The following is a 24,355-nucleotide window of genomic DNA, read 5'->3' as shown; positions in this document are numbered from 1 at the left end:
TTCAGGCACCCCCCGTGGATTCTTCGCTCATGTCTTTGATGGCCCCGGAAGCGGCTTGGCCTGCTTCGACGCCCTTTTGTGCGGCCAGTACAGCGACACCGCCGGCCCCCGCCGCCACAGCGCCACCGCTAGCGGCCGCTCCACTGCCTGCAGCAGCACTGCCAGTACCGGGAGATGCTGCCGCGCCAGTGGCTCCGGCGCTCCGGGTACCTGTCTTCCCCGCTGTGCCGGACGTTCCTGCTGTTCCCTGGCTGCCGGTGCCCGAGGGGCCCTGGGATCCAGGGCTTTGGCTCGAGGTGCTGCTGGTTGTCGTCGAGCTGGTGGATGATCCGCCGCCGCGTCCGGCGCTGCCCATGCTGATGGCGCCGGACGCCAGTGCGCCGACCGTCCCTGCTGCCAGAGCGCCACCGCCGCCAGCGACAGCACCAACCATCGGGGTGACGAACCGCATGAGGGCCGGCATGGCGAACAAGGCAATGATCATCAGAGCCAGTCCGGTGACCGTACTCAGCAGCGCGGAGCCAAAGTCCTTGCCGTTACCAACGTTCCCAAAGATTTTGGTACCGCTGAGTTGGAAGGCCGTGGCGTAGATAATGGCGGCCGCGGGCTTGTAGAGAATGAAGGCGATCAGCCAGGCCGTGCACTTCTGGAACCAACCCCTGCCGGCCTCGGTGTTGCTGAAAGCTGCAGCCGTAGGGAAGATCCCTGTCAGGATGACGAGCAGGCCACCGCGGATGATCATGAGCACGATCTGCATTACGGAGGCCAGAATCGCGATCAACCCCAGGAGGATGATCATGATCGCCCCGATCGGGCTGGTGGCCGATAGAGCCAGCATCGCGGTGATGTTCTCGTTGAACGACGTTCCGTCCGTGGAGTTCTTGATGATCCAGGCTGAGAACTGATCGGCCGCGACTGTCAGTAGTCCCACTGCTGCTACACCGGCGCCGGAGACGACGATTAGGGTCGCAAGCGAACGCACCAGATCCTGCAGGGGTGCACCTCTGCGCTCAATCACCATCTTGGCTGCACCCACGAGGACGGACAGCACGGCAAGGGATGCAGTCCAGAAGTAGAGACTGTTCTGCAGGAACAACACCGGATCACTCGCGGTAGACCCTCCCGGGGCAGAGGTTAGAGCGGGAGTTCCCACGTTCACCCAAAATGTCCCGAGTGTTTGGACTGTTTGTCCAACGGCATCGGCAATAGCTTTCGCCATGTTCTTGACGGCATCATTGGCGGCATCTTCGATGGCCGCCCCTGCCTGGCAAAAGGGATTTATTGCGTTCAAGCCGGAGCAGTCAGCCATTAGACACCGGCCCACTCAACGTAACCACTGAGGTCACTGAGCTGTCGCGCCCCAGTGTCCCCTGTAGCTGGCACAACGAACTTCCAGTCGCCCTCGTACCACTGGAGCGGAACCGGAATGGAGACGAAAGTTCCGTTTGCACCCTTGAATGCGAGATCAATGACGGCTCGGTCAGCCTCGTAAGAACGGAATGTGAAGCCGGCCAATTGGGCGGTCACGGAGTTTGGGGCGGCTGTTGGGGATGACTTCAGCACCGCATCTCGCTCCGGGCTTGGTACAGCCAACTGCTGATAAACGAGGTCCGCTTTTCCAGCTGAGGACAACGCAGTCATGTTTGCCGCTGCATACAACGCACCGGTGGGTGAGTGTGCGAAGCAGGAGCGGAGGCCGTTGGCTTCGGTCTTGCCGGGGCCGAACTGCGTTGGGGATGTGGGGGCGGCGATCTTGCCGACCAGCTCCCATTTGGTGTCAGCGGGGGCCGTAGCAGGCTTGTCCTGGTTACCTGAGGGCAGGCCGCATACGCTTGCGGCCGCCGCCGTGCTGGGCTTCTTCGTGCTGGCGGTGGTGGGTCCGGAGTTGCTCGGCTCGGCCGCGGGGGTTCCTCCCCCTTTAGGGAGCAGGGCCAGGATGATCCCGAGCGCGACAATGATCGCCACGACAACGGCCGAGATGATGAACTTAGGTTTGGTCAGCGGATTCTGGTCTTCGTTCACTGCCGGTTCAGTCATGGCTCCCGCTCCTTAGACCAGGGCGCCTACGACACCGCCCGCGGAGGCTGCCAGGATGCAGCCGCCGAGGACCCATGCCAGGCGGCCGGCGTGCTCGCCGCCCTCTCCGCGTCGGTTGTTGATCATCATCGTGCCGGCTGTGATCAGGATGCCGGCCACGGCGAGGCCGAAGACGATCCATGCGACCCATTTGAGGATCGTGATCAAGCCTTCAGAGCCGGGAGGGGCCTCGCCTGTGCCCGGGTTCGGTATCTCGGTGATGGCAAAGCTTGACCATTCCATGGCCTTGGAGAACAACATGAGTTTCTTCTTTCTACTTGGCCGTGAGTCCGGCGGTGGAAGTTACTGCGATGTGCACCTGATCAAGGGTGGTGCGGGCTTCTTTGGGAAGTTCTTCGGGGGCAATGTCGTGGCCGTAGCGCCATGGGTCCATCCAGGGGAAATGCCATATGTGGGGCACTCCCCCACCGACGACGCGGGCGAAATCGCGGATCTCTTTCGGGAGCCGTCCGGGAGCGTCAGCCATGACCACGAGGCCGGCGACGTGGATCCCGGGAAGAGAACCGGAAGCCCATTCAGTTGCGGCCAGCCGTGCTGCACGAAGGCTAGGGATATTGGACCGGGCAACCAGGACGATCACGGATCCGGCTGCCGTCAAAGGCCACTGATGCTCGGCGGCTTTGGTTCTCTTGTCCAGGCGTGCAAGCGAGGTTTCGCCCGCGCCGCCGTGGACGCCAAGCCACCAAAAGCTCGGTTCCTTCCCCGCAACGTTCCGGCGGGGAAGCCGGTCCGCTTGGTCCGGCTGTGGAACACTCAGCTGTGGCCTCGTGGCCCCCGTTGGGATGAAAGGCGGCTCTTCAGGGTTGGCTGGAACGGGTTCGTCGATAGTTTCTGCGCCGAGCGTCACCCAGCGGTTCTTTGAGACCGGCATTTCACATCCCCTACTAATGTCAGCAAAGATCGTATCGGTACCATCCGACACGAAAGGCCAAGGATGACCGCAAACTGTAGCTTTAATACCTTTCAATCACTCCTAGTACATCACAGTACCAATTTGTGGTCTACGATGGCTCTATGCGGTGGGACGGACTGAGCGTGGAACCCAAGTACCTGGAAGCACTCTTCGCCAAGTATCCGGAGCGTCTTACGCCTCAGGACCTCGAAGAGATCTTCGGGTTGTCCCGAAACACCGTCTACCGCTGGCTCCAAACCGGAGTGATTCCTGCCTACCAAGTCGAGAAGACATGGTTGATCGCCAGAGATCAAGTCAAGGACTGGGTCTGGGAGAACCGGAACACACTCAGGAAGGGCCAGATACCGGAAGTGAACGACGAGGACCAGCCTTAGGGCGAAGCAGCCGAGCAGATGTGAGGGGGTCACATGCAATTACGAATGAGCGCGCCTACGCTGGTCGCCGGCGCCGTCCTTACGCCCGTCGGATTGGTGCTGTCCATCATCCTGTTCGGCGGCGGATCTCAGGCCGCTGCCGACGTCTGCTCACCAACCGGCTCCAGCGTCAGCGTTGACGCAAGCCAGCTGCCCAAGGTCCCTGTTGCCGGCTACCAGGGCGAACAGTTACGCAATGCTGCCCTGGTCATCAACGCAGGCAAAGCCCTTGGACTTTCTGCCCGGGGACAGACGATCGGGGTCATGACGGCCATGGGCGAATCCGGGCTGCGCGTCCTGGACCACGGCGACGGCCCCGGACCTGACTCCCGGGGCCTGTTCCAGCAGCGCGACAACGGCGCCTGGGGCACTTATCAGGACCGCATGAACCCGACCGCCTCCGCGACCAACTTCTTCAAGACCCTTCAGAAGACCAACGGCTGGGAACAGCTCGAACCCACCACGGCCGCTCACAGGGTCCAGCGCAACGCCGACCCGTTCCACTACCAGACCTACTGGCCGGCAGCCGTCGAGGTCGTCGCCGCCCTGGGCGACGTGAAGATCACCGACGCCGGCGGGGAAAGCTCCTGCGGCATTCCCGGCCAATCCGGCAAAGACGATGACCTGCCGTGGCGCACGGCCACGATCTACGAGCCTTCTCCCTTGGGGATGTTCAACCGCGAATGCGTTGACTTCGCCCTCTGGCGCATCAACCAGCAGCTCGGCAGCACCACCGCCCCCTACAGGGTCCTGAACGGCAGCTTCCGGCCCGACGGAGCCCTCCTCGGCTCCGCCCTGACCTGGAAGGACGGCTGGGACGCCAAGGGCTGGCCCACCGGTGGAACGCCACGTGTTGGCGCTGTCGTCTGGTACTCCCCCGGCACCGGGGGCGCCGACGGCACCTACGGCCACGTCGCCGTCGTCAAAGCCGTTAACGGTGACGGCAGCTTCCTGGAAGAGGGCTACAACGGCAACCCCGCCCCGAATGACCACACCTACTACACCCGCACCGTAGAGAACGGCACTCCCAGCGCCTTTCTCTACCTGCCCGGCAGCAACTCACCGGAGGAACCATGAAACGCGCCCTGACAGCCCTCGCGGCCCTGCTCGTGTGCACGGCCTGCGCGCCGGTATCCACCTCAACACCCGCAGAACCGTCACCCACCACTTCCACCGCCAGCCCAGCCACGCTCAGCGCTGGCGGTAAGCCCCAAGCTCCCGGCGGCACAGCACCGGCCACCCGGGGCATTGCCTGGGACGAGGCAAGCAAAACAGCCGCGCTGGAAACGGCGACCAAGGCCATGACGCTGTATGCCCGTCCCACGGTCACGGACAAGCAATGGATCCAGGAGCTCGGGCAGCTGCTGACTGCCCAAGCAACCGCTGATTACCAATACGTTGACCCGGCCAACATCCCGGTCACCAGGATCACCGGAACGGGCCAGCTCACGATCGATGAGAACAACGGTTTCGGCTGCCATGTCGTGTTTCCCACCGACGCCGGCGACTACGACGTGCAGCTGCTCCGCAGCGCAGCAGACAAGCCCTGGCAGGTCAACCGTTTCACACCCCGAACGGAACAAAGTAAGGACTGATGATGGAAACCCAAGCGCTCGACTTCCCCAAGATCAACGCCGTTCTGCGCACCAACGGAACCGGCGAAGTCACCATCAACGGAACCTCCCACTCGATCGAGGCCGCCGACGAAGCCGCCGTCCTAAGCGACGCACTACGCATCATCACCCAAACCGCTGCTCAACTCGGCCGACCCGTCCGCGTCAGCACCACCGACCCGGACGGGCAAGGCCTCATCATCGTCTCCCCCAAGGGCGTCGTCAGCGAGGCCGCACCGACCAGGCCCACCTCCCGTCGGGAGCAGGACCCTCTGCCCATTACGGCCGCACCTTCGCCCGAAACGGCCAAAGTCATGACAACGCCTGCTTCGGTACCCGGCACCTCTCCGTCCGACGAGGCGCCGGCACAGGCCGCCCACGCTGCGCCGGTGACCTTCAGCGCAGCCGTCACGCCCGTGCCCGCACAGGGACCCGCACCGGCCTCCAAGACGGCCGCTGCGGAGCCTGCCACTCGGCGCAGCCTCAAAGACACCTCGTTCCTCATCAGCGCGCCCGCGCTCCAGCCGGCCACCCACGGCTGGCGCGGCGCTCTCAGCCGCCTCGGCTTCCGCATGGACCCCTCCCCTGAAGAGCTGGCCGAACGCGAGGACATCCGCATCGTGAGCCAGCACTGGCCGGGCCCCCGCACCGTAGCTGTCGTCAACCGCAAGGGCGGAGCGAACAAGACCCCCACCGTCGTGATGCTCAGCGCGATCCTGGCCCGCTACAGCGGCGCGGCGACCGTCGCTTGGGACAACAACGAATCACAGGGCACGCTTGGCTGGCGCACCGAAAGGGGCGGCCATAACAACAGCGTCCTGGATCTCATCGACTCATCACAGGCTCTGCTCTCCCCCAGCGCCCAAGCAGCCGAGATCGCCCAGTTCGTCCACCACCAGACCTCGGACAAGTTCGACGTCCTGCGCTCGGACGAGAACGAGGAGGGCGACCACGAAGTGACCGCAGAGGAGGTGGACATCGCCCACCAGGTACTCACCCGCTACTACCGTCTGATCGTCATGGACTCCGGAAACACGGCCCGCGCCGCGAATTGGCGGCGAATGATCCACCACACCAATCAGATCGTGGTCCCCGTGACAGCCATCGAAGACCGCGCCGAGGCCGCCCGGCTGACCCTCCAAACGCTGGAATCCCGCGGCGGCCACGACGCCGAGCTGGCCCGCAACGCCGTCGTCATCGTGTCCGAGTCCACCGACGCCAAACGCAGCATGAGCGGTGATGCGCTCAAGCGCGCCAAGGATGAGGCCCGGCGGATCGCTGACGGCTTCGGCCCCCACGTACGAGCCGTGGTCCGGATCCCCTACGACCCCGCCCTGGTCAACGGGCCCATCCGCTACGACGCCCTCCAACCCGCCACCCAACGCGCCTGGCTCGCCGCAGCCGCCGCCGTCGCAAAAGGCTTCTAAAAGAGATGAAGCCGACACGCCGTACTTTATGTCCAGCCCCCAGCGTTTCAGAAACTAACGTGAGGGGCATGGCAATTCAGAAACGCGCACGCGGAGGACGCCCTTCTAAAGGGGACCGTCATGTTCTGACTACCCGGCTCCCCGTTGCAGACGCAGAAAAGCTGTTCGCTGTTGCTGATCACCAAGGGCAGTCGGCTAGTGAGTTCATCGCACATGCCGTTGCTGAAAAGCTCGCCGCTATCGACATGACATTCCTTAGCGGCCAGGAGGAACTGCCTATCGGCCGTATCGCCTCTTAAAAGAGGAAGGCCCGCACTAGGCGGGCCTTCTCGGAAGCATTAAGTCCAGATCCAGTTCTTGGCGGGACACGATCTGAACTTTTACAACACCCACGCTGTGGGTGCCATTTGTGTTACCTCGAAAGGAACTACTGTCCTTATGGTACCGGAACCGGTATCGGCGTCAATGCATGCCCCTATGGGTGTCGCGCCGTATGTGAAGCCAGAAGATGCATGGAGCCTTGCTCCGATGATTGCTGGTGCACCTTCGTACCGACTGGGTCGGTGGGTTGGTTCGCGGTTCCAATACCCACGGCCGCTGGACATCCCGAAGATCACGCGGTCGCTTCCGGCGCGTCCTGCGGCGGTGATGGTGCATGGGCCGGATGGCAGCGTTGCCACGCTGTGCCTGGACTTTGACACCTCGAAGGCGCTGAAGGGCGTGGTGGATTCGGACGCGGCCCGGGTGGGCCGGTTGTTGTCGGCGTGCGGCATGAAGTTTGTGGAGGATTTCTCCCCTAGCGGTGGACGACACCTGTACGTCCCGCTGCAAGACCGGATGGACGCCGCCGAGGCCCGGGAACTGGTTGAAGCACTGGCCCTGATGGCCACCAGTCTCGACCCAAGCCCGCACCAGAACATCACCGATGGGTGTATCCGTGTCCCAGGAAGCATCCACAAGTCCGGTGGCCACCAAACCCTCATTACTCCCCTGTCCCAGGCCTACGACATCCTGCGCCGCCGCAACCCCGCACAGAGCTTGGTGCAGCTGCGTGCGAACTTAGCTCCGGAACTTGCCCGCAAGCGCGCGCTCAAGGCACGGGAAGCGAAGACCGCGACCTCTCAACGGACCGGCGGGTTACCGGCGCTGCTACTGAACTCCGGTAGTGAGACCCCGCTGCGCCGGGTCGCCCGGACCGGTTTGTACGACACAGCTAGGTACAAGAGCCCGTCCGAGGCCCGGATGGCCGTGCTGAACCACTTCAGTGCCTGTGGCTGGTCCCTGCAGCACGTAGAGAACGAACTCGCCGGCCAGTTCCCCGGCCTGGCTGCCCTCTACGGATCTGCAGAACGCCAGGCAAGGCTCCTCCCTTACGAATGGGCCAAAGCCCAGGCCTTCACCGGCACAGCTTCGAGCAGCCGAAAACCACTCCCCCGTAAACGCGGGGAAAAGAGTGCACTTATTAACAACACAAGCCCGACCTTAACCACAGGGGGGGCGGGGAAACCCAGCAGCGCCGCCGTGCACCAACTCGTGAACGATCTGGAAAATATCCTCTACGCAGTCCTTGACCACAAACTTCAAAAACGGGGCCGCGAAGGCCTTAGCCTCCGCTTACTTATCCGCGGACTGCTGGGATACATGCGGGCCAAAGAAACAGACATTCTCGACGTCGGTTGCCGCACTCTTGCCGTCGCGATGGGCAAACACCACGTCACCATCGCCAGGCTGCTACCCATTCTGGTACAAGCTTCTGACGGGATCCTCACCAAGATCGCGGACGCCCGCCAAAAAGCGGCCGACGTCTATCTCATCCAACTCCCCGAGCACTACCAACAACTCGCACGGGAACTGACCTGGCGGAAAGGAAAAATCCACGCCATCCGCCCCGTGTTCCGGGCCCTGGGAGACGCTGCTGCCCTTGCCTACGAGGCAATCGAACGCAGCCGCCACTCCCCCACCACCGCCGAGGTCGTCCGTAACGGCGGTGTCAGCCGCAACGCCTGCTCGGCTGCGTTGGCCGAGATGGAGACACTCGGCATGATCCAGCGCCACGGCAGAACCTGGAAAAGCACGTCAGTGAACCTTCGCATGCTCGCCGCCAGGCTCGGAGTGCTCGACGACTACCTCGACCACATCCGTCGGAACCGCCAGGAACGCGCAATCTGGCACGCCTACCTCGACAGGTTCAAAACAGTGCAGCCTGCGATCCTTGAGGCCGACATGTTTGAACCTGAAAGGGATGAATTCTGGCTGCCCCCGGATGATGCGGCAGTGTGGCGGTTGCGGCAGCCGGCATAGTCTCTTATGCCGGCTGCTAAGCGTAGGTAGTGCTGGCTGATTGTGATGCCTTCATGCTGTTGCTTCCGCGGTTACCTATGAGATGCTAGCGAACTGCTAGCGCTTTGATAGAAAGTCGCTAGCACCTTGATTTGGGTTAGCCCCGGCACCCCAGTTTCTGCATTCTTCGCTCTGGTTGCCCCCTGGCGCTGCTCTTCGCTGGCGAGGCCATAAGCAGCATATTGATAGTGATTTGAAACTGCTAGAACAACTGGGCATCGCGCATCGATCCGCGCTGCAGCACGGTTTGATACTACTTTGATAGTGCTATCAAGTAAGTAGCACTACGCTAGCCATTGCTATCTTCCCGAGGATTAGTCACCCCTCGCCCACAATCGCTAGCAAAGCGCTATCGAATTCGTAGCATATTGATAGGGGGCAACAGTCGAATGGGGCATAGCTTGGGCCAAGGCGCGTGCGGGACGGGCCGGGGTCGGAATTCGGAGTCGGCCCCAGCAGCCCCGGGGGCTGCTCATCAGACGGTGAGGCCAAAAGTAGCACCTTGATAGCAGTTTGAAACTGCGGTTTAGATATTACTTTCATAGTGCTATCAAATAAGTAGCGTGTCGCTAGCCTTCTGCTATCAAGGTCGGCATTAGGTTGGAGCCATGATCATTGTTGTGGGTAGCGAAAAGGGCGGCGTAGGCAAGTCCACCGTTGTAACCAACCTTGCCGTTGAGTTGGCGAAGCGAGGGATGCGCATAGCAGTAGTCGACGGTGACCGGCAGCGGTCCACTGCACGTTGGGCGGGAGACCGAGAAGAGGCTGGGCATGAACCTCGCATCTTTGTGGTGGAGAAACTTGGCAGCCTGCACGAAACCTTGCGTGAACTCGATACGAGCTATGACGTTGTCCTCGTTGATGTGGCAGGGAAGGACAGCAAGGAGATGCGGACATCCATGACTGCCGCACATCAATTGTTGGTCCTGACGCAATCGAGCCAGTTTGATCTTGACACACTCGCGACTGTCGATAGGTTGATTGAAACTGCCCGGGACTTCAACCCCTCCTTACGTGTCAGGGGGGCCCTTACGCGAGTGTCTACCAACGCGTTCGAGTCCGAAAGTGGTGACGCCAGGGATTACCTTTCCGACTATCCGAGCATCGAGCCACTGCGAACTGTCCTGTACGAGCGCAAGGCTTATCGAGACGTGGTGGGGGAGGGGCTCGGAGTCGTTGAGTGGAAAAACCCTAAAGCTGCGAGGGAAATCCGCGGGTTGGCAGAGGAGTTGATGGGGTAGTGGCAATCAAGAAGCGTTCCGCGTCCGAGAAGGCTAGGGACGAGGCTATCGAGGCCTTCGGCAATGCGGCTGAACCGTTACTGACTCCGCCGGCTGTCAGTGCTGAGCGTGGAGCTCCCGTCAGGCCCAGCGTCACGCCCATACTGAGCGATTCGAGGGACAAGGGAAGCGCCAGGACGATGTTGCTTCGTTTCGACGAGGACCGTGAGCTCATGGAGTTGCTTGCGGTCGTGGCGAAGCTTGAAGGCCGCAAGAAGCATCCAATGGCATTGCGCGCCCTTAGGATAGGTCTCGAGCAGGTCCGCGATACTTACGAATGAGCTGTTGATAGTAGTTGCTATCGGTTTGATAGCAACTCGGTATCCCTGGAGGTTGCGAACGCGGCCCTCGTCAGTGATCGATTGGCAGTGAGCAATCTGCGCAAGGTTGCGTGGGGGCCCGTTTGGACTATGACGGGCCTCTAGTCAGGACGAGCCCGACCCACAAGCGAACGGCTGCAGGATCAGCAGATGTTGACTTAAATTCAAGCGACCGTTCAAAAACGACGGTTAGAGACATCAGGCACTAAGGGCAGCTCGCATGTCCCGGTGGCAGGGCTGCGCTTGGGTTCCAAGCGAAACTACATTTCCTGCCGCTGGGGGGTAGGCACTTTGCCGCCGCTGAGAAGACCAGAGGATCCATCCTCGATTCTCAGGAAATCGGCCGCTAGGAAGAACGTCCACATCAGGCAGGATTCAGCTTCAATGAGGGTGACCTCCTGATGGACGCCCTTGCTCGCGAGAGAGTTGAGTTTGTTCAAGCGGTTGCCCAGGCTGTTGGTGGTCTCTTCAACCAGCTTCACGTGCGTGCTCTTGCCCAACCTATCGATTGCAAACTGCATCAACCGGTTCATGAACTGATCATCGCCCAGAATGCGTTCCTTCCCATCGGTTCCCTTGATAGGGACGTTTGTCGGGGGATAGAGAGCGTCGGCCAATGACTTGATCATTCGTCGGCAGCTGGTCAATGCCTGCGCGTAGCCCTCAGCTGAGCCTTCGGAAATTCGCTGTTCCGCAGCCCGATATTTCTCCAACGAATCTGGCGCTACTTCCTGTAGGCGCTCGACAACGTATGACTCGCCGCGGGTGAACAGTGAGGACTCGGTTTGTCCAATGAGAAGTTCAGATTCCGCGTCAACCAGGTAATCGTGAACCTTCTGCCGAACGCGATTCAGAATGTTTTCGAAGGCGGTAATTTGGGGGAGTAGCTGGGCGCCGACCTTGTCGAGCTTCTCAAGATAGAAGTAGGCATCAATCTGGGTCATGTACTGCGCAGCCGCAGGGTCACCCGCTGCTGTTTTTAGCTTATGTAGATGTTGTTCAACGCCGTCCACAGATCCGCCAAAAACCCCATTTTGCGTTGTTGCAACTGATCGATTCTGAATGTAACGCTCAACATGCTCGACCATGATCCGATCGGCCTCCTCGCGTCCCAGGAGGGTTCGGAGCTTCTCAGCAACGCTCGAGTCCTTTATGGTTCTCATCCCAGCAGATGCATCCGCAGTCTCGAGTTGCAGGGAGAAAACCGCAGCATAGTCATGTCGTAAAGAGGCTATGCGCGTTGCCTGCCTAACCAGCATGCTGACTGAGGCGTCGGGCCGTTCGGCCATTTCGAGTGCACGCCTTAGGAGCTCCAAAATGTAAGCCTGATCTGACAAAGTTCACAACCCTCCCTCGCATCTGAAGCTCAGCCTACTGTCGCCGCAGATCGCTCGGTTACCGCCGACATGCAGAAACGACCAAATTCGGACGTTATCGCGAAAAAGGACCGTGACCGGCAGATCGATGCACTGAGCGGCGAGGGGATCCCCGCCAAACATATCTCTGTGGACAAGAAATCCGCATCCACGACGAACCGGCCCAGAATGCATGAAGCCCTCGACCAGGCCCGCGATGGAGACGTGCACACCTTGGGCTGGGTCCCGTTTGTCTAGGACTTTGAGCTTCCAGCCATCCCCGCCATCGCGGGTATTCCAGGGCGTTAGCTGGGGCTATTTTCTCGCGCCTTTGCGACCTCGAGCTCGGCCTGGCGGATACGGTTGTTCGCCCGGGCGAACATGATGCCGGCGATAACCATGGCGATGGCGCCGAGCCAGAAGAGCCCTGGCGTGGCGGCCATGATCCCCAGTATGACAATGAGGAGCCCGCTCCCGAGGCCCACCGCGCAGCGAATGCGTGATCGGTGCCCGGCGACGAGTATCCGGTGTGCTGCTGTTTGGACGTCGCTCATGGTGTGCCCTTCCCCAATAGTCGAATGCGCTCCTGTGCCGCCCGGAGAGGGAGGCCGAGACCACGCATGCCGCCCCGACTGCGAAGTTGGGGCACCGAAGAGCAACCCTACCCGGCCAAGATAATTCCGGCGGAACCCCGGACTTGTCTCCCGGCTTTGTGTCTCTCAATGCCTACTCCCCTAACGCTGATCAATTTAGGTGCCTCGATACCCTAGGGTTTCGAGGCGGGAAGGTTTCGAGACGCCGCGTAAGGCGCGGGATTGGGATGGTACGGGCATTAGACGTGCCGGGTCCGGGCAGCCTTGGCGGGAAGGGTGAACGGACCCCGTCTTCTTAATTTTGGGTTGGTCAGGCGAGCAGGGGTTGGCCGTTCGGTGCCTCCAGGGTCACGCCGTCCAGGTTTGGCCCCGGGGTCCAGGCCAGCCGCACGGCGGACGCACCGGCACCCTTGGCAATGATCTTGCCGCCCACGGACAGCGACCCCACCGGGCCTTCCAGGTCCACGGTGGCCAGCCCGTCGCCGACTGTAGAGATGTCCGCACCAACGCTGACCGAGCCGATGTGCCCGCTGGGCTTCACGCTCAGGGCAATCGCGGACAACGGCATCATTACGCCCTTGACCAGGCTTTCACCGGTCCCGCCGGAGGTGGACAGGCTGCCCTTGATGGTCAGCTTGGGCAGCCCGCGGCTGATCTGGACGCCCACGGATCCGTCCCCCGTGGTGGTGATGGAGTCAAAAACGGCCTCGTTCAGGGATCCGTCGTAGACGTTGAAGCCACGGGCGCCCAGCCCGGTGGTCTCGATCGGCGCCTCGACGGTGAGTACGCCGATGTCGCCAAAGTTGACGAAGCCGATCCCGCTGGGCCCGTGCGAGGTGACCTTCGCCTTGGCCGTCCAGTTATCCACCGCCCCCCAGTTGTCCAGGACCATGTCGTTTTGGCCGTACGTCGTGGTGGTGCCGAGGTTGATGACGTCGGCCGCATGGGCGCCGCTGATGATGAACACGCCGCCGCTGATCACATCCGGGGTGCCGGGGGCGATCCCGCCGTCGGAATAGATATCACCCGTGGAGAGCAACTCCACCGTGACCGTGCCGCCCTCGGCCATCCCGGCGGTGTCGCCGTGGCCGCCCACGAACACGCCGCCGCCGCGCACCGGTGTTTCCGCGCTGCCCGCGGAGATGTTCTCCAGCCGCGCCGTGAGCGCCACGCCGGCGTCGGGCTGGCCGTTCCACACCGTAAACGCGCCCTGAAGGGCCTCCACGCCAAATCCGGCGGGCCGGTCGGCGCGTCCGCGGGTGTCGGCCTCGGCAACGTGCACGCCGTCGGCCTCGATCCGGCCGGCCCGGACACTGCCCTGGGCGCACAGGTAGACCTGACCGTAGCTGGTGACGTTTGCCAGTCGCAGCGTGCCGAAGTCCTCCACGGAGGTGTCGTTGTAGATGGCCAGTTCCTGCAGCGAGGTGCGGACGGTGACGTTTTCCACCGAGTTGTCTCTGGTCAGGCGCAGCCCCTTGCCGCCAAACACCAGTTCGCCTCCGCGCAGCGAAACCCCAGGCGGCAGCGTCAGCGAGGGCATCCCTTTCAAGGTTCCGGAAACTTCGATCTGTACGGCTCCGGAGGCCAGCGCCTCATTGAGCTGTGCAACATTCGATACCTGCACCCAAGCCACAACATCACCACCTGTTCTGCGAAAGACGTACCGTGCAGCCGCGGCCATCATTGGCCCCGCTTTCGCATAGTACTCCCGAGACTTGAAGGAAATACTGATGCGTGGGAAGCCCGGAGAACAACACCTACAGTATGTCCGCGTAAGTTCAGACTGATGGGCCATCCTTTCAAAGGAACTCCCTGTGGGAAAAGCAAAACTACTAGCGGTGGTCACGCACGCATGGGGCAGGAGTAGACCCGGATCAGCACCGGGGCCATTCTCATGGCTGGTCAGGTCTGCTGAACGATCGCGTCAGGTCTGCTGAACGATCGCGCAATTGCCTGGATGGGGTAAGCCGTCAACCGCGTAATCCCGGCAAGAACCAGAAGAATCCCCACCGCGGTTAGTTGCCCGATAAACATCAGCAGCGCCACGACCGACGTTCCGCCATAGATGAGGGCAAAACTCAACGTGTCCTTATCAAAGGGCATTAGGGGTTACCAGGTCAGCGGCGGGGGAGCGGGGTGGCAGGTGCCGGTACAGGGTGGTGCGTTTCAGTCCGGTCTTGGCGGTGATCTCCTTCATGGAGAAGCCTTTGTCCCGCAGCAGGGCGGCGTGCTCGAGCTTGTCGGCATCGATCACGGAAGGCCGTCCCGTACGCCGGCCGTTGGCAGCTGCCACCGCCCGCGCATGCGAGGCCCGTTCGGCTGCGTAGGTCCGTTCCATCTCTGCGAAGAGTGCGAGCATGACAACCGCCAGTTGAGCCATGGGACTGTCCGGGTTGGAAGTGTCGATAGGCAAGGGATCAGCCAGCGTCCGTACACCGACGCCGCGTTCCTTCAGTTCGTGAACCAGGTTCAAGGTGTCCCGGACGGTCCGGCCCAGCCGGTCCAGCGTGTGGACCACAAGCACGTCGCCGGCTCTGGCGTGACGTAACGTGTCCTGAAGCCCGGCGCGATCCGTAGTGGCCCCGGACTTCTTATCCGAGAAGACGGTCTCGATGCCGACGGCCGCCAAGGCATCTAACTGCCGGGCAAGGTCCTGCTTGGCCGTTGATACACGCGCATAACCGATTTCCATGCCTAGACCGTACCGAAAATTGTCCCTGTGACAGGTGATTATGGCGGGAGTTTTGGAACAACATACGGGACAGTCAGGTTACGCGGCATTTAGATGATCCGGATCCGCGGGGGAGTGTCCCAACGAGGGTGTCCCGGTTCCAAGGAAATGGGACGGAAAGGAACATGGATGAGTAAGAGCGCGTGGGCCTCCTGCTGGTCAACTGCCGGTGCCGTCTTCGATGCCTGCCAACTCATCAGGTTGAAGCCATGCCTGAGTGAAGATTCGCATCCAAGGCTCTTGAATGACGGGAGGGCCTTGGACGCGATCAGTTTGCCTTAGGAGGAGTGTGTACTTGCGGATCAGCGCAAGTAGATGGTCTAGTACGGCATGGATATCGCCAAAGGTAGGTATGTCCGCCGATCGCGTGCGTTGGGCATGGGCGACATGCTGATTTGCGTACTTCCTGACACCACGTGAGATGGTGCGCAGTTCTTCCAGATCACTTATTGCCACCAAAGGATCGAAGTAGCCCGTCTGACCAGGATCACCGTAAGCCGTGAAGGTTTGATCGAGACGTTGAGCCATAGGCAGTTCTACGCCGCCAATGAACCATTCCCTAGTTAGCCTCTGTGGCTCAGCTTGCATCTTCTGGAGCAACTGTACGAAAGAACCGGTCCGGTCGTCATCATCGACCATTCTGCGGATGCCGATTGTCACGGTAGCTGCATACATCTCGCTGACCCATAGGGGAAAGTAAGGGTTCGCCGCTGCTGCCTTGCTATTGGCAACTGCTGCCCGGAATGACTCCCAAGTCGCCTGGTGGCGCAGGAGGGTTGTCACTTCGTCATCAATGCTCATCAACAATCTCACCCAAGGTCTGGGCGGCGATTTCTTGATGGGCTTCTGTTGCCTGGGCTCCAGATGGTAGTAACTCCGAAGTAACTCGGACGGTTGAGGCGACTCGAGGTCGTCTTGGTCCATGCTCATGGATTAATGCTCCCGCCTGTGCCCTACATGGCCTTGCACCAGGTTTGCGTAGCTCGGCTGATCACGGACAGTCGGTCCGCCTAGCTCTTGAACGTGGCGGGTTGTTCCCCGAGTACCCGTTGGAAAGGACGCCTACGCTAGCCCGTCTCTGTTGCCAAGAAGGTCGCTAGTTCAACGTCAGTTGGTTCTCTAAGTTCGACCGGAATGATCGCCGGGGTTGGAGCGACGTAGTCATTGATGGACGTCTGACCGGTAAGTTGAGTGGGCATGTGGTGCTCGGCATCAGGGTGCATAACGGCCTTCCAGCTTATTGTTCAGGAATACCGTAGCCCGATGGCAGACGTTGTGGTCCGCAGGACAGGGAATACCGCTGCCAAGGAAACGGAAGGTCCAGAGAGTAAACACGGGACCTTTGTTGGTTCGCGCCATGGGTTGGAGGTTTTTCCTCCAGCGCTGTTGCGAGGAGGATTTTCTATTCTGGGGTGATGTACCAATACATAAGCTTCCCAGACGCGCCGGCGCGACTGCTGCGGACATTGCTGTATGAACTGCACGCGCAGGCCTACTCTGCCCGCAATGCGGGGCAACGGCTACTGGAAGGGCCCGAATGGCCTTGGGACGACGTCCAACTCTTGATTTCACATTCCGCCACTGTGGGCACTTTTCTGTGGCCTTTGCCATCTCGCAACAGGCGTCTTCGTGAAGCTTTTCCGGCACGAGGCGAGGTCTTGCGCAGGATCGTCAACGTGAGCACAGATCTTTCACCCATCAAGAATCTCCGTGACGCCATGGTGCACATCGACGAAAAGTTGGAGACGTTCATACTGGATCATCCGGACGACCCGCTCATTTTGCGGAGTACGGGGATCCACGAGCATACGACTGGAAATTTCTTATCGTGGATTCCTGGTTCGAAGACTGTGACCTTCTTTGAACATCAGGTGGAAGTTGAGCCTTTGGTCAATCTGTTGGCCCAAATTGGAGATAATGCCTCCCGAGCGGTGTTCATGTCCCCAGGGTCGGGCGACGTGTTGGCTGGCGACCCATTCAAGGGGTTGCGTCCGTTTCCGGTGCTGCCGCCCATGTTTCCGTTACCGCCCGATGCCACTGAGGAGTGAGATCCCGAGACGAAGCGCTCTTTCGTCTTGAGGTGTAGACGTTGTGGCGGGCGCTGTCGGTCCTCCCAGTTATCGTCAACACATGTACAACACCACAGGGCTGCTCAGTAAAGACGTCAAAGACGCGAAGACTTCTATCGGTAGATACCTCCGTACCAACTTTCCCAATGCGAAGCCGCTTCAGGCCGAATATAAGGCGCTAGCAGGCGACCTCGTCATCGATTCCCTAGGGGCGAACGCCGGAAATGTGGGAACTGCTACCGATTTGATCATCCGTCTAATCCTTGAGCCGGAAACGACCCCGGAGTCAGCACTCGCCCTCTTTCCCTTTAACGCGACCTATCATGAGGTTGTCAACGAACTGGCGGTCCTTGCCGGTCGATCAGGGGACGGCGAGATATCCGCTCGCGCGGTATGGGCTCTCGCTCTCTGCGTGAGCGCATACCGGGCAGGTGCTGCCTGGGCTCCTTTCATACCCGATCTGGTGCAGAGCAATGACTTCACCGTGGACACGATGCTGGAGCAAGCCGATGATGCCGCAATCGCTGAGCTAGTTGCGTTGAAGGAGCTCGCAGAAGAGCGCCTCATTCCGAAGCTCACGGGTCCATTGAACCTTGGCCCCACCTTCGATCTCTCGAAGCGCGGCCCCGCCCAGCGCATCGCCGGGGAAGCGGACCTTATCGCCGGCGGATTGCTAATTGACGTTAAGACCACCCTTGCTCCCAGAAACAAGGCAGGACTCCGCCCGGACGTGCTGAGAGCCGACAATCTGTATCAGCTTCTTGGCTATGCGCTGCTGGACTACTCAAACCTGTACACAATCGACCGGCTGGGTATTTACTCGGCTCGTTACGGCACGCTGACCGAGTGGCCTCTCGAGCGAGTTACCTCGCTCATGTCCGGTAGGAAGTTCAATTTCGCAGCGGCGCGTCAGGAAATCTGGGACATGATGCAACAGGACGCCGCCTAGCTCACTGCAGTGCCTCAAAGTTGCGCCCCGTTATTAGGCCATGCAAACCGGTACCTGGCCGCTGGGTTGTGTCTGGGGGAGTGGCAGCAGATAGCACTTCCCAATTCCAAAGGAAGTGGTACGGCTCTCTTATGCCGCAGACTTGCAAGGTGAAAAAGTTTGCGCGTGCCGTTTGGGCCCCGATATGGGCCAAACGGACAGGTCTAGAACAAACGTTGTTGCTCGTATCCGCCGGCTTAGTCGGTCTCGTAGTCGCCTTGGTAGTCGCGCTAGCGCGTGATTCTGCACCCATGGCAACAGAGTGGGGACCGGTTGCGGACTGGGTGGGTGCTTCTGTGACATTCCTGGGTTTTGTTGGTGCGATCGCAGCCCTCAAGGTCCAGAGGAAGTCCGTCGATGCGCAGCTAGAGCAGCACAACAAGACAAAAAGCGACGAGGAGGAGGCACAGCGTAAAAAAGCGGAAGCGCTGGGATCTGAGAGGCTCGAGAAAAAGGAAAAGGACGCCCGAGCCGTTAAACTCACCGTTTCTGCAGCCCGTCCAAAGGCTCCACCGGGCTCCAAGTTTGTTGATAAGCCGTCATTTGTTGTGACTTGTGGGCTTGTCTTCCCCACAGGGAACCTCAAGTACACAGATGTGGGTTTCGAAGTCCCCGACAAAGAACTTGACGGCTTCGGCTTCAGGGAAGTGATGGACGACAGGAAAGTTACGAAGTCCAAGACTGTGAACGGGCCGGCCCGGCTAACTTGGCAGATTTCCGGAGACTATTGGCCACACGGCTCTGAGGCCGATGCTAAAGCATGGGTGGCTGCCCGCACCTTTGCCACATTCAAGGATCCGTCCGGTATCGAATGGAAGCTAGATGGCAACGGAAAGCTTGTCGAGGTTAGTAAAAGCGTCCATGTTGGCTGAGGGAAGCGCACTGCCCCGCTTCGATCAGGGCAGATGGCTACATCAACTTACTTGCTAGTAAATTTCTCATCCGGTCCACAGCATCACGAGTGTACAGCCAAGAATCCACCTCGAAGTGTCCGATTCGAAGCGTCGGGCGCCAACCACGAGCAGGTGGCAGCACGTCGGCCAACATATCTCGGAAAGCACGCTGGTAATTACGTCCTCCGTCCATAGGAAACAGGGGAGGGCGTGGTTTGCTGAAGCCACCTCCCCGGATGTCTTCGTGTGTAGTACACCGAATCATCCAACGTTCCTTGTCAAAAGCGACCGGAACGATATCCGGGTAATTTCCCAGCAGCACATTCCTAAACTTGTTGAAATGCTGGCCTTCGTCATACTCAATGACACGTGAGCGCCCCGACGAGTCTGTCCAGATTGCGTCCAAGCGACGTGTTTCACGAGGTGGCATTTCATTAGGAAGCTCTAACCCGGTGAGCATTCGGTATAGACCCTTGACGGTCCCCCAATCCTGCCCGCACCCAGTTATCCCGGGTCTTCGTAGCCAGTCAGGACAAGCTTCCCGCCGGAGGCTGTCCCCAGTGGCCTGTTCAATCAGGTCGAGTACTCGATTCTGCTCCTCCTTGGCCATCTCAATATCTCCATGATTTGACGGACATCTACACGCTCATTGGATCATCCTTCGCCGAACGTGACGGTTCAGGACTCGGCCCTCACCTAGGCCTTCCGCGTGAGGGACGGACATCAGCCGACTTTCCCAACTATTCCCATCCGCTACGCTTGGACGTCCGCAGAATCTGATGGCCGCTGGAATCCCGAGAATGAAGCAGGCTGCCGACCCTGATCAAGAACACAGAAAGACCGATGAATGGCACACACTAAGGCATCCCGAGGCCTTACAGCAGTGCTGTTCAACCCACCGCTCTCTACTGGTGCCAGGACGCTCGCTAGGGTCGCTCTCGCTGCCAAGCTTCTAGGCCACCAAGAAACAGTGATAGTGAACCTATTCCCGCTAGCTACAAAAAGCGTCCTGGAGGTCAACACGATCGGCGTGGACGCTGACCTCTGGCTTTCGGCGCGCTCTGATATTGCCGAACGACTAGCAGTGAGCGGGGACGTTCTGCTGGCCTATGGATGCCAGGAACCAGTCGGAGAAGTACGGATTCACTTTAGGACTCAATTAGCGTGGCTGCGCCAAAGATTGCACGACCGCGGCAGCACAATATGGTCGGTAAGCGACCAGCCGCGACATCCATCCCGCTGGCAACGCCACACGGCACGGAATTACCCTGGCATGCCCTTCGACGAGGCCTTGGAGCTATCGCTCCAACAACAGCTACTGCCCCAGCCCAATGAGGCGAAGGTCTCAACGGCTTGAACCGAAAATGTGGCGTGTCGATTACGAGGGGCATCTGATCAGCTCATAGCATAGGAGCTGTGCAGATCCTTCAAGACAAAGCCCCAGAATCATCCACGGAGTCCGGGTGTAGCCCCGCTGAAATTGCCGCAATGGTTCGCCTAAATCGCGAGAACCACGGGCTGACTCAGCATCAGCTTGCGACCCGTATGGGGTCTACTCAATCGATCATTGCCCGCTGGGAAAGTGGAGAGCACGAAATCACCATGGCCAACCTAGCAAGGATCGCTGACGCCCTGGGCGTCGTCTTCCAGGTTCGCTTTGGTGCGAAGGGCGGCAAGAAATGAGCCGCGTCGTAACGGAGCCGTACAGGCGGGAAATTATCGGCGCAAAAGGGTCCATCTTTTATAGGGCTCACAGCTATCACACGAAGGTTCCGCCGGAGGGCATCGTCCCGGTCATCGAGCACTACACCAACCCCGGGGACACCGTGTTGGACCCATTTTGTGGTTCGGGGATGACCGGAGTTGCGTCCCTGTTGACGGGGCGAAAAGGGGTGCTGTCTGATTTGTCGCCCGCGGCCGTCCATATAGCTTCGGGTTACACGGCACCCAATGATCCTGCTGCCCTGGCTGATGCCGCACGTGCCTTGCTCGCAGATCTGGCAGATCTTGAGCAGGAGCTTTACGGGACAAAGTGCGGGCGCTGCACAGGCGATGCCCGAATTGAGTACACCGTCTGGTCCGATACCGTTGTCTGCCCAGGGTGCAGTCATGAAGTACTTTTTTGGGATGCAGCGCGGCAGCCAGACGGGACGATTTCTAAGAACCTAGTGTGCCCACTTTGCTCGTCCAGCTTCCGCAAAGGGGACACGGAGATACGCCCCGGCGCTCCTGTGCTGGTCTCAGTCGGCTGTCTGAGCTGTCGTAGCCGTGAGCAGCGGCCATTGACTCCGGTCGAGATGAAAATAGCCCACCAGGCCCATCGAAGCGAAATCACTGACTGGTATCCCACCGCTCCCTTGGAAAGCTGGCGTGAAATGTGGCGCGGGCAGCACGGCAAGATGGGTATCGCCACAGCTGCTGACTTTTTCACTGATCGCAACCTCCGCGCCCTGGCCGCCGTCTGGAAGCAAGCCAACACGTCCCCGGAGCGACTCGGGCTCCGGTTCGCCACGACCGCCATCGTGAACCGAGCTTCCCGCCGATACCAATGGAACCCCAAGCGGCCTACGAACGTGCTCTCAGGCACGCTGTACATCGCATCAATGACCTACGAGTTCAACGTTTTCTCGCTGCTACGCAGAAAGCTGAGCGCCGTCATTCAACTCGCCAAGAAGGTGGGTGAGACCCAGGGCCAGTGCAGCGTCACGCGTTCTTCTGCCACAGACCTCAACCACCTGCCGGACCAAAGCATTGACTATGTCTTCACCGATCCCCCCTTCGGCGCCAACATCTATTACTCTGATGCTTCCTTCCTGTGGGAGGCGTGGCTCGATGACTTCACGGATACGACCAACGAAGCGATCGTATCGACATCCCTGACGGCGCAGCACGGCGGCAAGACTCTTAACGACTACGAAAAACTGATGGCGGCGAGCTTTGGAGAGATCGCAAGAGTCCTCAAGCCGGGTGCATGGGCGAGCGTTATGTTCCATAGCAGCGACGATGCCGTGTGGAGCAGCCTCGAACGCGCCATTGAAAGTGCGGACCTGACCCTCGAATCAGCGGTTGCTTTCGATAAGTCCCAGCCAAGCTTCAAAGGCGTTAAACAGATGACGAACCAGGAGCGCGTGTCCAGCTTCGACCTCGTACTTCATCTCCATTCCACTGCCGGAGGTGTGGCCAAACGAAGGCAAGCCATCACGGCGTCAGTTGCTGAGCAAGATGTTCTTGAGGCCATTGCTAGCCACCTCCAGACCGCTACTCCACGGCAGCGAAGCACGCCCTATCTCCATTCCTTCGTCATGAGGTTGTTGTTAGAGCGCGGCGCATCCTTTGCCGGTTACTCATACGGGCAGGTGGAGGTCCTCTTGTCAAAGAACTTTCTGTTCGAAAAGGGCGCATGGAGTCGTGCGCAGACATCCAACAGCCCCGCCAGCATCAAGATTGAAGGAACAGCATGAGCCTGACCGCCGACATCGCCGAGGCGAGTATGGAACCCCGCCTCACAGACCTGCTTCGGGGCACCGCAGGGCCTGCGCAACGTCCCATTCCCACAGACACTTCGTCGTCTAAGGGAAGCAGCGCTTACCAGGTACATACCTACCCGACCAAGGTTCCGCCCGGTGCGATTGAGCCTTTCATCCTGGCGAGCAGCGAACCCGACAGCCTGGTCCTGGACCCATTCTGCGGATCCGGGATGACTGGGCTTGCCGCTCTCAACACAGGCCGGCGTGCCCTACTGTCAGATCTTGCCCCTGGCGCTGTTCATCTCGCTCATAACCACAGCCATCCGGTACCGCCGACAGTCCTCGCGGCAGCCATGGTCTCCCTGACTACGGCCCTGACCCCCACAGAGACAGCGCTATATGCGTCGAATTGCCCGACGTGCGGCCGCCTGGAGCGCTTGCGCCACCAAGTTTGGACGGACGTCCACACCTGCACCCAATGCGCAGAACCCATTCGCGTCTGGGACCAGAAAACTGAAAGTGGCAGTAGTTCACGTACTCTTACCTGCGGAAAATGCGGCAACGAGCAGACCCGCTCTGGTCTTAGTGGCGTGCCCAGTAAACCTGCGGAAAAGGCTGTCGCCTGCGGTTCATGCCGCAAGCTTCAAAGAGGACCCGCGGACCAAAATGACCTGACCCTGCTGGCCTCACTTGCCCGGCAGCCAGTCACCCGGTGGATGCCCAGTGTTCCGTTGGGTCCCGACCGGGAAATGTACCGCCGCTCAGCACTGCATCTCCGAAACGTCACCCAAGTAGCCGACTTCTGGAATCACCGCAGCCAACTCGCGCTCAGCGAGTTGTGGCACTACATCACCACACAAGCGGACTCAAAAGTTCAGTCCGCTCTGAAGTTCGCCTTTACCAACACGGCCTGGCATTCAACGAGAATGCGGCGCTATAACGCTTTCGGCGGTCAACGTCCCCTCACCGGAACCCTCTACATCCCCCAGTTGATCGCTGAGGGGAACGTTTTTGAAATTTTCCGTCATCAGGTATCCCAGGTCAGCCGCTTCTATTCAACTCATCCCGCCTTGGAGAACCTGGCAGACGACACCGACCGTGCTTTCGCCCGCCAATCGTCCGCGACAGATCTTTCCTGGCTTCCAAGCTCAAGCATTGACTACGTATTTACCGACCCGCCCTTCGGGGCAAACCTGTTCTACGGCGATTGCAACGTCGTTTGGGAATCCTGGTTGGGTGATGTCACAGATCTCACTGAAGAAATTGTTGTCAACAAATCGCTTCCCTCAACTGCAGGCGGCAAGTCTCTGGATGACTACGAGAAACTGCTTTCCAGCGCATTCTCCGAAGTTCGCAGGGTCTTGGCACCGGGCGCTCGGGCTAGCGTGGTCTTTCACAATGCCGATGACAAGGTGTGGTCCGCCCTGCTCGCGGCCACTGACCATGCAGGACTCGTTCAAACGGACGTGAGCGTTCTAGACAAGCAGCAACGCTCAATGAAGGGCTACAAGGGTCGCAGCGGCGCAGAGCTTGTACCGTTCTTCGACCTCGTGATCACGTTTACGGCCGGAGCCAAGGGCGACGTGCAGAACCTCAACGGTGCCGGTGAAATCGCCTTGGACGCTATCCGCCGCCACCTAAGCAATCTGCCTCAGGGGGACAAGAACGAAGTCACCCATCAACGGAGCCTCGAATACCTGTACTCGCTGTCCATTGGGGCCGTCATTGCCAATGGCTCCAAACCCACGGGCCTGTCATTCAAGGCTCTCGAGGAACTGCTGAACTCAAACTTGGCTAACAGGGACAGGCACTACTACCTGAGCTAAAGCGTCCCACCAGTCGACGCAGTTTCTCCG

Annotated in this window: 25 protein-coding genes; 15 read left to right on the top strand and 10 right to left on the bottom strand. The window is 60.0% G+C overall.

What is annotated here, in order from left to right; translation table 11 throughout:
• Position 1: 1 nt before the first annotated feature.
• The 4 genes from L0B83_RS13695 to L0B83_RS13680 are packed head-to-tail and all read right to left on the bottom strand — an operon-like array spanning position 2 to position 2,968.
• Positions 2–1,309: a TrbL/VirB6 family protein gene (locus L0B83_RS13695; RefSeq protein WP_372461198.1), complete on the bottom strand. Its 1,308-nt coding sequence runs from the start codon at positions 1,307–1,309 to the stop codon at positions 2–4.
• Positions 1,309–2,037, bottom strand: a complete 729-nt coding sequence (locus L0B83_RS13690; RefSeq protein ID WP_234759011.1) for a DUF8175 domain-containg protein — start codon at positions 2,035–2,037, stop codon at positions 1,309–1,311. The genes L0B83_RS13695 and L0B83_RS13690 overlap by 1 nt, the downstream gene beginning before the upstream one ends.
• A 12-nt stretch (positions 2,038–2,049) precedes the next feature.
• Positions 2,050–2,337 (bottom strand): hypothetical protein, encoded by a 288-nt coding sequence (locus L0B83_RS13685; protein WP_234759010.1) that lies wholly within the window; start codon positions 2,335–2,337, stop codon positions 2,050–2,052.
• Positions 2,338–2,350: 13 nt separating this feature from the next.
• A complete protein-coding gene (locus L0B83_RS13680; RefSeq protein ID WP_234759009.1) occupies positions 2,351–2,968 on the bottom strand; it encodes a DUF6668 family protein in 618 nt (205 codons plus the stop codon).
• Between the two features lie 143 nt (positions 2,969–3,111).
• Here L0B83_RS13680 and L0B83_RS13675 point away from each other — a divergent pair, with 143 nt between their 5' ends.
• The 8 genes from L0B83_RS13675 (at position 3,112) to L0B83_RS13640 (ending at position 10,364) form a co-directional block, all read left to right on the top strand.
• Positions 3,112–3,384 carry a helix-turn-helix domain-containing protein gene (locus L0B83_RS13675; protein WP_234759008.1) on the top strand — a complete coding sequence of 91 codons (273 nt, stop codon included), beginning with the start codon at positions 3,112–3,114 and terminating at the stop codon, positions 3,382–3,384.
• A gap of 33 nt (positions 3,385–3,417) precedes the next feature.
• Positions 3,418–4,500: a CHAP domain-containing protein gene (locus L0B83_RS13670; protein WP_234759007.1), complete on the top strand. Its 1,083-nt coding sequence runs from the start codon at positions 3,418–3,420 to the stop codon at positions 4,498–4,500.
• The gene (locus L0B83_RS13665; protein WP_234759006.1) at positions 4,497–5,018 is read left to right on the top strand and encodes a hypothetical protein; all 522 of its coding nucleotides are present in this window, start codon (positions 4,497–4,499) and stop codon (positions 5,016–5,018) included. The genes L0B83_RS13670 and L0B83_RS13665 overlap by 4 nt, the downstream gene beginning before the upstream one ends.
• Complete coding sequence (locus L0B83_RS13660) at positions 5,018–6,463, top strand: MinD/ParA family ATP-binding protein (RefSeq protein ID WP_234759005.1); 1,446 nt, start codon at positions 5,018–5,020, stop codon at positions 6,461–6,463. Before L0B83_RS13665 ends, L0B83_RS13660 begins: the two co-directional genes overlap by 1 nt.
• A gap of 68 nt (positions 6,464–6,531) precedes the next feature.
• The gene (locus L0B83_RS13655; protein ID WP_234759004.1) at positions 6,532–6,762 is read left to right on the top strand and encodes a hypothetical protein; all 231 of its coding nucleotides are present in this window, start codon (positions 6,532–6,534) and stop codon (positions 6,760–6,762) included.
• Positions 6,763–6,991: 229 nt separating this feature from the next.
• Positions 6,992–8,764 (top strand): hypothetical protein, encoded by a 1,773-nt coding sequence (locus L0B83_RS13650; RefSeq protein ID WP_234759003.1) that lies wholly within the window; start codon positions 6,992–6,994, stop codon positions 8,762–8,764.
• A 647-nt stretch (positions 8,765–9,411) separates the two neighbouring features.
• The gene (locus L0B83_RS13645; RefSeq protein ID WP_234759002.1) at positions 9,412–10,044 is read left to right on the top strand and encodes a division plane positioning ATPase MipZ; all 633 of its coding nucleotides are present in this window, start codon (positions 9,412–9,414) and stop codon (positions 10,042–10,044) included.
• Positions 10,044–10,364 (top strand): hypothetical protein, encoded by a 321-nt coding sequence (locus tag L0B83_RS13640; RefSeq protein ID WP_234759001.1) that lies wholly within the window; start codon positions 10,044–10,046, stop codon positions 10,362–10,364. Before L0B83_RS13645 ends, L0B83_RS13640 begins: the two co-directional genes overlap by 1 nt.
• A 299-nt stretch (positions 10,365–10,663) precedes the next feature.
• Here L0B83_RS13640 and L0B83_RS13635 read toward each other — a convergent pair whose 3' ends face one another.
• Positions 10,664–11,692, bottom strand: a complete 1,029-nt coding sequence (locus tag L0B83_RS13635; protein WP_234759000.1) for a hypothetical protein — start codon at positions 11,690–11,692, stop codon at positions 10,664–10,666.
• A gap of 117 nt (positions 11,693–11,809) precedes the next feature.
• Between L0B83_RS13635 and L0B83_RS13630 the strand changes: the two genes are divergently transcribed.
• Positions 11,810–12,016, top strand: a complete 207-nt coding sequence (locus L0B83_RS13630) for a recombinase family protein (RefSeq protein WP_234758999.1) — start codon at positions 11,810–11,812, stop codon at positions 12,014–12,016.
• A 47-nt stretch (positions 12,017–12,063) separates the two neighbouring features.
• Here the strand turns inward: L0B83_RS13630 and L0B83_RS13625 are convergent, their stop codons facing one another.
• The 5 genes from L0B83_RS13625 to L0B83_RS13605 all read right to left on the bottom strand — a co-directional run bounded on the left by L0B83_RS13625 (position 12,064) and on the right by L0B83_RS13605 (position 15,883).
• Positions 12,064–12,312 carry a hypothetical protein gene (locus tag L0B83_RS13625; protein ID WP_234758998.1) on the bottom strand — a complete coding sequence of 83 codons (249 nt, stop codon included), beginning with the start codon at positions 12,310–12,312 and terminating at the stop codon, positions 12,064–12,066.
• A gap of 349 nt (positions 12,313–12,661) precedes the next feature.
• Positions 12,662–13,984, bottom strand: coding sequence for a hypothetical protein (locus L0B83_RS13620; RefSeq protein WP_234758997.1), 1,323 nt, complete (start codon positions 13,982–13,984; stop codon positions 12,662–12,664).
• A gap of 269 nt (positions 13,985–14,253) precedes the next feature.
• Positions 14,254–14,454, bottom strand: a complete 201-nt coding sequence (locus L0B83_RS13615) for a hypothetical protein (RefSeq protein ID WP_234758996.1) — start codon at positions 14,452–14,454, stop codon at positions 14,254–14,256.
• Entirely contained in the window at positions 14,444–15,043 is a 600-nt protein-coding gene (locus tag L0B83_RS13610) for a recombinase family protein (protein WP_234758995.1), read from the bottom strand. Before L0B83_RS13610 ends, L0B83_RS13615 begins: the two co-directional genes overlap by 11 nt.
• A gap of 198 nt (positions 15,044–15,241) precedes the next feature.
• On the bottom strand, positions 15,242–15,883 hold the full coding sequence (locus L0B83_RS13605) for a hypothetical protein (RefSeq protein WP_234758994.1): 642 nt from the start codon (positions 15,881–15,883) through the stop codon (positions 15,242–15,244).
• 614 nt (positions 15,884–16,497) lie between these two features.
• Here L0B83_RS13605 and L0B83_RS13600 point away from each other — a divergent pair.
• From L0B83_RS13600 to L0B83_RS13570, 6 genes are all read left to right on the top strand, one after another.
• The gene (locus L0B83_RS13600; RefSeq protein ID WP_234758993.1) at positions 16,498–17,130 is read left to right on the top strand and encodes a hypothetical protein; all 633 of its coding nucleotides are present in this window, start codon (positions 16,498–16,500) and stop codon (positions 17,128–17,130) included.
• An 82-nt stretch (positions 17,131–17,212) separates the two neighbouring features.
• On the top strand, positions 17,213–18,100 hold the full coding sequence (locus tag L0B83_RS13595) for a hypothetical protein (protein ID WP_234758992.1): 888 nt from the start codon (positions 17,213–17,215) through the stop codon (positions 18,098–18,100).
• Between the two features lie 290 nt (positions 18,101–18,390).
• The gene (locus L0B83_RS13590) at positions 18,391–19,011 is read left to right on the top strand and encodes a hypothetical protein (RefSeq protein ID WP_234758991.1); all 621 of its coding nucleotides are present in this window, start codon (positions 18,391–18,393) and stop codon (positions 19,009–19,011) included.
• 1,437 nt (positions 19,012–20,448) lie between these two features.
• Positions 20,449–20,715, top strand: coding sequence for a helix-turn-helix domain-containing protein (locus L0B83_RS13580; protein WP_234758989.1), 267 nt, complete (start codon positions 20,449–20,451; stop codon positions 20,713–20,715).
• Entirely contained in the window at positions 20,712–22,493 is a 1,782-nt protein-coding gene (locus L0B83_RS13575) for a DNA methyltransferase (protein WP_234758988.1), read from the top strand. Before L0B83_RS13580 ends, L0B83_RS13575 begins: the two co-directional genes overlap by 4 nt.
• On the top strand, positions 22,490–24,325 hold the full coding sequence (locus L0B83_RS13570) for a DNA methyltransferase (protein WP_234758987.1): 1,836 nt from the start codon (positions 22,490–22,492) through the stop codon (positions 24,323–24,325). Before L0B83_RS13575 ends, L0B83_RS13570 begins: the two co-directional genes overlap by 4 nt.
• The last annotated feature ends 30 nt before the right edge of the window (positions 24,326–24,355 follow it).

Source organism: Arthrobacter alkaliphilus (assembly GCF_021483235.1).
Classification (GTDB): domain Bacteria; phylum Actinomycetota; class Actinomycetes; order Actinomycetales; family Micrococcaceae; genus Arthrobacter; species Arthrobacter alkaliphilus.
This window is presented reverse-complemented; position numbering and strand designations above follow the sequence as displayed.